This is a genomic window from Phormidium sp. FACHB-1136 (assembly GCF_014697375.1).
Classification (GTDB): Bacteria; Cyanobacteriota; Cyanobacteriia; order Phormidesmidales; family Phormidesmidaceae; genus Nodosilinea.
The window spans coordinates 1-5,648 of sequence record NZ_JACJRS010000174.1 but is presented as its reverse complement, the minus strand read 5'-3'; the positions used below and the strand labels follow the sequence as shown (position 1 = coordinate 5,648).

4 protein-coding genes are annotated in these 5,648 nt (G+C 59.6%); all 4 read right to left on the bottom strand.

Annotated elements, in window-relative coordinates:
* Nucleotides 1-350: 350 nt before the first annotated feature.
* The 4 genes from rimM to H6G62_RS25730 all read right to left on the bottom strand — a co-directional run bounded on the left by rimM (nt 351) and on the right by H6G62_RS25730 (nt 5,447).
* On the bottom strand, nt 351-947 hold the full coding sequence (rimM, locus tag H6G62_RS25745) for a ribosome maturation factor RimM (protein ID WP_190500523.1): 597 nt from the start codon (nt 945-947) through the stop codon (nt 351-353).
* 9 nt (nt 948-956) lie between these two features.
* Nucleotides 957-2,249, bottom strand: a complete 1,293-nt coding sequence (locus tag H6G62_RS25740) for a valine--pyruvate transaminase (RefSeq protein ID WP_190500521.1) — start codon at nt 2,247-2,249, stop codon at nt 957-959.
* Between the two features lie 199 nt (nt 2,250-2,448).
* The gene (gene pyk / locus H6G62_RS25735; RefSeq protein WP_190500519.1) at nt 2,449-3,876 is read right to left on the bottom strand and encodes a pyruvate kinase; all 1,428 of its coding nucleotides are present in this window, start codon (nt 3,874-3,876) and stop codon (nt 2,449-2,451) included.
* Nucleotides 3,877-3,932: 56 nt separating this feature from the next.
* Nucleotides 3,933-5,447: an EAL domain-containing protein gene (locus tag H6G62_RS25730; RefSeq protein ID WP_190500518.1), complete on the bottom strand. Its 1,515-nt coding sequence runs from the start codon at nt 5,445-5,447 to the stop codon at nt 3,933-3,935.
* Nucleotides 5,448-5,648 lie beyond the last annotated feature (201 nt).

Genomic DNA, 5,648 nt, shown 5'->3' with positions numbered 1-5,648 from the left:
CTGACTTGAACAAAATTGAGAAGTTTTGGGCACGGATCAAGCACTACGTGCGAAAGACCTTGCACCAGTTTGACACCTTGTGGGATGCCCTCGACAATGCCTTCCGCGTATTGTCCTAACCTGCCTGCGGGCTGCTATAGGCTTGCAGATGGACTACGACCTTGACGTTGCCGAAGACGAGATCGGTGATCGTCTCAACCAAGAAGTGGTCGCCCTGGAATCGTAAACCAAAGCCTCAGAGTTCACCCATCAAGCCTCAGGGGCACGGCCTTCCCTAGCCAGGAACGTTTCCAGGTCGTTTAGTGGGTCATCTAGAGTTGGACAGAGTTGGAAGTCTGCTTGGCCAAAAACTAGGGATCTAACAGGCCAGCGGGGGGGGTTAGGTAGAGACAGCCCTGGGCTAGATCTACATCGGGCACAATGGCGGTGACGAAGGGCACCAACACCTTGCGGGGTTTGGGGTTGGGGCGGGCCGACTCCTGGGAATCGGGTGCATTGGGATTGGGCACATTAGGGCCGCTGGGGTGGAGGGTGACCTCTAGCAGGTCGTTTCCGGCTTCGTAGAGGTCGGTGACGAGACCCACCTCGGCTCCGGTGGCCTGGAGAATCACCCGCAGGCCGATCAGGTCGGCGGCGTAGAATTCGCCTTCCTCCAGGTCGGGTCGATCCTGGGCGGGCACCAGCAGGGCACAGCCGCGCAGGGTTTCGGCCTGGGTGCGGTCGTCAATGCCGTCCAGCTTCACCACGTAGAGTCCCTTGCCCTCCAGGTAGCGGCCCTGCACCAGGGTAATGGGTTCTGGCGTGTTGCCCTGGGGACGTTGCAGCCAGCGTGGCCCTGGTTCTAGGAACCGTTCCGGAAAGTCGCTGCTGGGGTAGATGCGGATCTCGCCGCGCACGCCCTGGGGAGCGACGATGCGGCCAATTTCAAGCCAATCGGTGTCTGTCATGGGGATGTCCTAGGCCGTAGCCATGGTAGCGGGGACATTGGCATACAGTTCATCCACCACCTGGGCCAAGCGCTCGGTGGCGGTGGTCAGTTCCGTGGCGCTGGCGGTGAGGCTGATCCGCAGGCATTGGCGGGTGTGGGGCCAATCCTCCCGCAGGCCAGGGAAGAAGGGATTTCCGGGTACCACAATCACCCCTTCCTGTTTGAGTCGCTGATAGAGGTTTTGGTCGGTGATGGGCAGGTGGTCGAACCAAATCCAGGCAAAAATGGCCCCCTCCCCCCGATGCAGATACCAGGGCACCGACCGGGGCATGGCCGCTTCCAAGGCCGCTTCCAGCACCGCAAACTTGTCTTGGTAGTAGGGGCGGATCACCCGTTCCGAAATGTCCGCCAGGGCACCGGAGGCAATGGCACGGGCGGCAATGGCCTGTCCATAGCGGGAGGAGTGGATACAGAAATTGGTTTGAAAGCATTCCAGCACCTCAATCAGGGCCGGATCGCCAATGGCTACCCCCACCCGTTCCCCCGGCAGACCCGCTTTCGACAGGCTCATGCAGTGGAGAATGTTGTCCCCAAAGATGGGGGTCATCTCCGTAAAATTCAAGGCCGGGAAGGGCGGGGCATAGGCGGAATCGATCAGCACGGGCACTTGGTGAACGGCGGCGAGATCGGCAATTTGGCGCACCTCGTCATCGCTGATCACGTTGCCCGTGGGGTTGCAGGGGCGGGAAAATAGCACAAAGCCCGTATCCGCTGTAACCTGTACCTGGCTGAAATCAGGCCGATACTTAAACCGATGCCCCGCCTCATCCACCTCCAGGGTGGGACGGTACGCCTTCACCGCCTCCGGCACCAGGGAAATGCCGCCATAGCCCGTGTAGTCGGGGCTGAGGGGTAGCACAATCTCCTTCATCTGGCCGCTGCGAGTATAGCCGCCCAGGGCATTGGCCGCCAGGAAATAAAGCGCCTGACTGCCGGGGGTAATCAACACATGGCGATGGGTGAGGGATAGCCCGTAGCGCTGATTGAAGTCGTTACAGATCGCCTCCACCAGTGGCCCATAGCCCTGGCTGGTGCCGTAGCGACAGACCACCTCGCCATACTCTGGGCTGTTGAGTAAGTCCTGGGTGCAGTCTCGCCAAAGCTGCTCCACCTCCGGCAAAATCACCGGATTTCCCGCGCTCAAGTTGATAAACTCTCGCCCCTGCCCCGCCCTCAGGGTTTCGATAATGTCCTTCATAATGGCGCGAACCCCCGTCAGATGGGACATTGCTTCGCCAAATTGGGTTAGGGCAGGCAGCATGGGCATTCAACCAAGGGGGCAGGGCCGCAAAAAATATCCCCCTACTATATCAATCCCCCGTACGGGCGCACCGCCTTTCCCCCGCCCCTAGATTGGGCCTAGGGGGTGCATGGCTTCGCCAACGCGAGGTCTCGCTTTAGCGTTATGCAGCCTACGGTTGGGTGTGTGGGGATTGGGGGGGTGTCCTTCGGGTTGGGGGCTAGTCGCTGTGGACGGTGTGGATTTTGATGAAGTTGGTGCCCTGGGAGATTTTGGCCGGGATGCCGCCCATAACCAGCAGCTTATCCCCTGGTTTGACTAGATTACGTTGCTTTAAGCTGGTTTCGGCGGTTTCGGCCATGGCTTCAAAGGTGGGCGGCGGCGAGTCGATCAGCAGGGGATGGACGCCCCAGATCAGGTTCATGTGGTGGTAGACCTTGTCGTTGGGGGTGAAGGCCACCACGGGCGCTTTGGGCCGCTCGCTGGAGGCAATTTTGGCGGTATATCCGGTTTCGGTGAAGCAGACGATGGCCCGTAGATTGAGGGTGCTGTCGATGACGTTGAGGGCTTCGCCGAGGGCGTGGGTTTCGTCGTCTTTGAAGGCGGGGGTATTGATAAAGCCCAGTTCTGGCTCGATGTCGCGAGCAATGCGGGCCAACATTTGCACGGCCTGCACCGGGAAGGAACCCACAGCGGATTCCCCGGACAGCATCACGGCATCGGTGCCGTCGATGATGGCGTTGGCCACGTCGCTGGCCTCGGCGCGGGTGGGGCGGGGATTGTGGATCATGCTCTCCAGCATTTGGGTGGCGGTGATGACGGGAATATTGCGCTCCTTACATGCCCGAATAATTCGCTTTTGCAGCAGGGGCACCCGCTCGGCCCGCATTTCTACCCCTAGGTCGCCCCGTGCCACCATGATGGCATCCACCACCGAGAGAATTTCCTCTAGGTTGCGGATGGCCTGGGGTTTTTCAATTTTAGCCAGTACGGGGATGTCCTCGCCGCCCTTGGCCGCCAGCAGCGCCTTCAGGGCCAGGATATCCGCCGCCTGTCGCACAAAACTGAGGGAGATAATATCCACCCCCTGGGCCACACCAAACTCCACGTCCTGCTTATCTTTTTCGGTGAGGGAGGGCAGTTGCAGGTTCAGGTCGGGTAGGTTCACCCCTTTACGACTTTTGAGCGGCCCTCCCTGGATGATGCGACAGGTGATCGTGGGCGGTGCCACGTCCTCCACCTCCAGTTCTAGCAGGCCGTCATCCAGCAACACCTGCATCCCCGGTTTGGCTTCCTCGGCCAGGTAGGGGTAGTCAATGCCAACGCTGCCAGGGAAATTCTCCGCCTCCGCCAGGGGCACCAAATCTACGGTCAGCCCCTCCTGGAGGTGAATGGCCCCATCGGGCAGGTGACCGACGCGAATTTTGGGGCCTTGCAGGTCTTGCAGCAGGGTGATGGGCGTATCGTGCTCCGTCGAAACCTCCCTCAGTAGGGCGATCATGCGGGCGTGGTCTTCGTAGCTGCCGTGGGAAAAGTTGAGGCGGGCCACGTTCATCCCCGCTTCGATCATGCGCTTGAGGGTGGCCTTGGAACTACTGGCGGGGCCAATGGTGGCAACAATTTTGGTGCGGCGACTAAACGGATCCATAACCAAGGACAAGATGCGACAAAGTGCCCTCAGTATACGCACAGTTTTCTGAATGGTCATGTAGTCTTGGCATCATTCCCGCCGGAAGGATGGTTAGACCAGCCCTGCAAAAAGGTTTCTACGTCACTTCCGGCCATGGGCTTAGCGATGTAGTAGCCCTGGCCATAGGTACAGCCTAATGCCTGAAGGATTTGCCATTGGACTAGCGTTTCGACCCCCTCGGCAATGGCGGTCATCCCAAGACTATGGGCCAGGGCGAGGATCGACTGCACCATGGCCACGCCGCGAGGGTCATCCTCCAGGCGATTGGTGAAGGATCGGTCGATTTTGAGAATCTGCACCGGGAAGCGATGCACCATGCTGAGGGAGGAATATCCGGTACCAAAGTCGTCAATGCAGATTTGTAGCCCCCGTTCCTGGAGATCGGCCAGGAGGGATTCGGCGGTTTTGGGATTTTCGATCAGGGCGCTCTCGGTAATTTCCAGGCGCAGGTCGTGGTAGCTGAGGTCGGCGGCGGTGAGGGCATCGTCGATACTGGCGATCAAATTGGGGTTGGCGAACTGCTTCACCGATAGGTTCACGCTCATCCTTAGCGCCGCCGCCTGGGGGAGGCGCTGCCGCCACCGCTGCAACTGCTGACAGGCGGTTTTCTGCGTCCATTCGCCAATGGAGAGAATCAGCCCGGTTTCCTCCGCCAGGGGAATGAAGGTGTTGGGAGAAATCACCCCCCAGCGAGGATGGTGCCACCGTACCAGAGCCTCGAACCCCACTACCTGGGCGCGGTGCAAGTCCACAATGGGCTGATATTCCAGCACCAGTTCCTGCCGCTCTAGGGCACGTTGCAGATCGTTCTCTAGGGTGAGCTGGGTGGCCACCTGCTCATACATTTGTGGGTCGAACAGGGCCGATTGCCCCCGGCCATTGTGCTTGGCTTGGTACATGGCGGTGTCGGCATCGCGGAGAAAGTCCACGGCTTCCACCGAACCCGTCAGATTCGAGGACACTCCCACGCTGGCACTGATAAATACCTCCCGCCCCTCCAGCAGCACCGGAACTTGCAGCACCTCATGGATGCGCTGGGCCACGGCCACGGGTTCCTCTAGGTTGGCGATGTTGTTAATTAAAATGGCGAATTCATCCCCCCCGAGGCGGGCCACGAGGTCGCCCTCCCGCACCACCGACCCCAGCCGATGGGCGCATTCAATCAGGAGTTGATCGCCCACCAGATGGCCGAGGCTGTCATTAATCACCTTAAAGCGATCCAGGTCGATGAACAGTACCGCAAAGGCAGAGTTAGGGTCGATTCTCCCCCCTTGCACCGCCGTATTGAGTTGTTCCATGAAGTAGGCGCGGTTCGGAATCCCCGTCAGGGGGTCATGGAGGGCTTCGTAGGCAAGGCGGTCTTCAATTTGCTTGCGCTCGGTGATGTCGGTGAGGGTACCCACCAGGCCAATAATCTTGCCATCCTCGTTGCGCTGGGGGCGACCTAACAACTGCACCACCCGCCGCACCCCATCAGGACGGCGGATACTGCCCTCCAGGTTGAGCGCCTGCCCATCCACACAGGCCATGGCAAAGTGGTACTGCCACTGATGATGGTCGCCATCTTCTAGGGCCGCGAGCTGATCCTCTAGGGTCAGAGGGCAGGCATGGGGTTCTAGACCACTGGACAGTCATAAGTTCTGGACAGGGGTACTAAGTTACTAAGCTTTGGGAGACCTGAGGGGGCAAGGGGTTAAGCTTAGCGGCGATGAATTTAGGCAAAAGTAGAG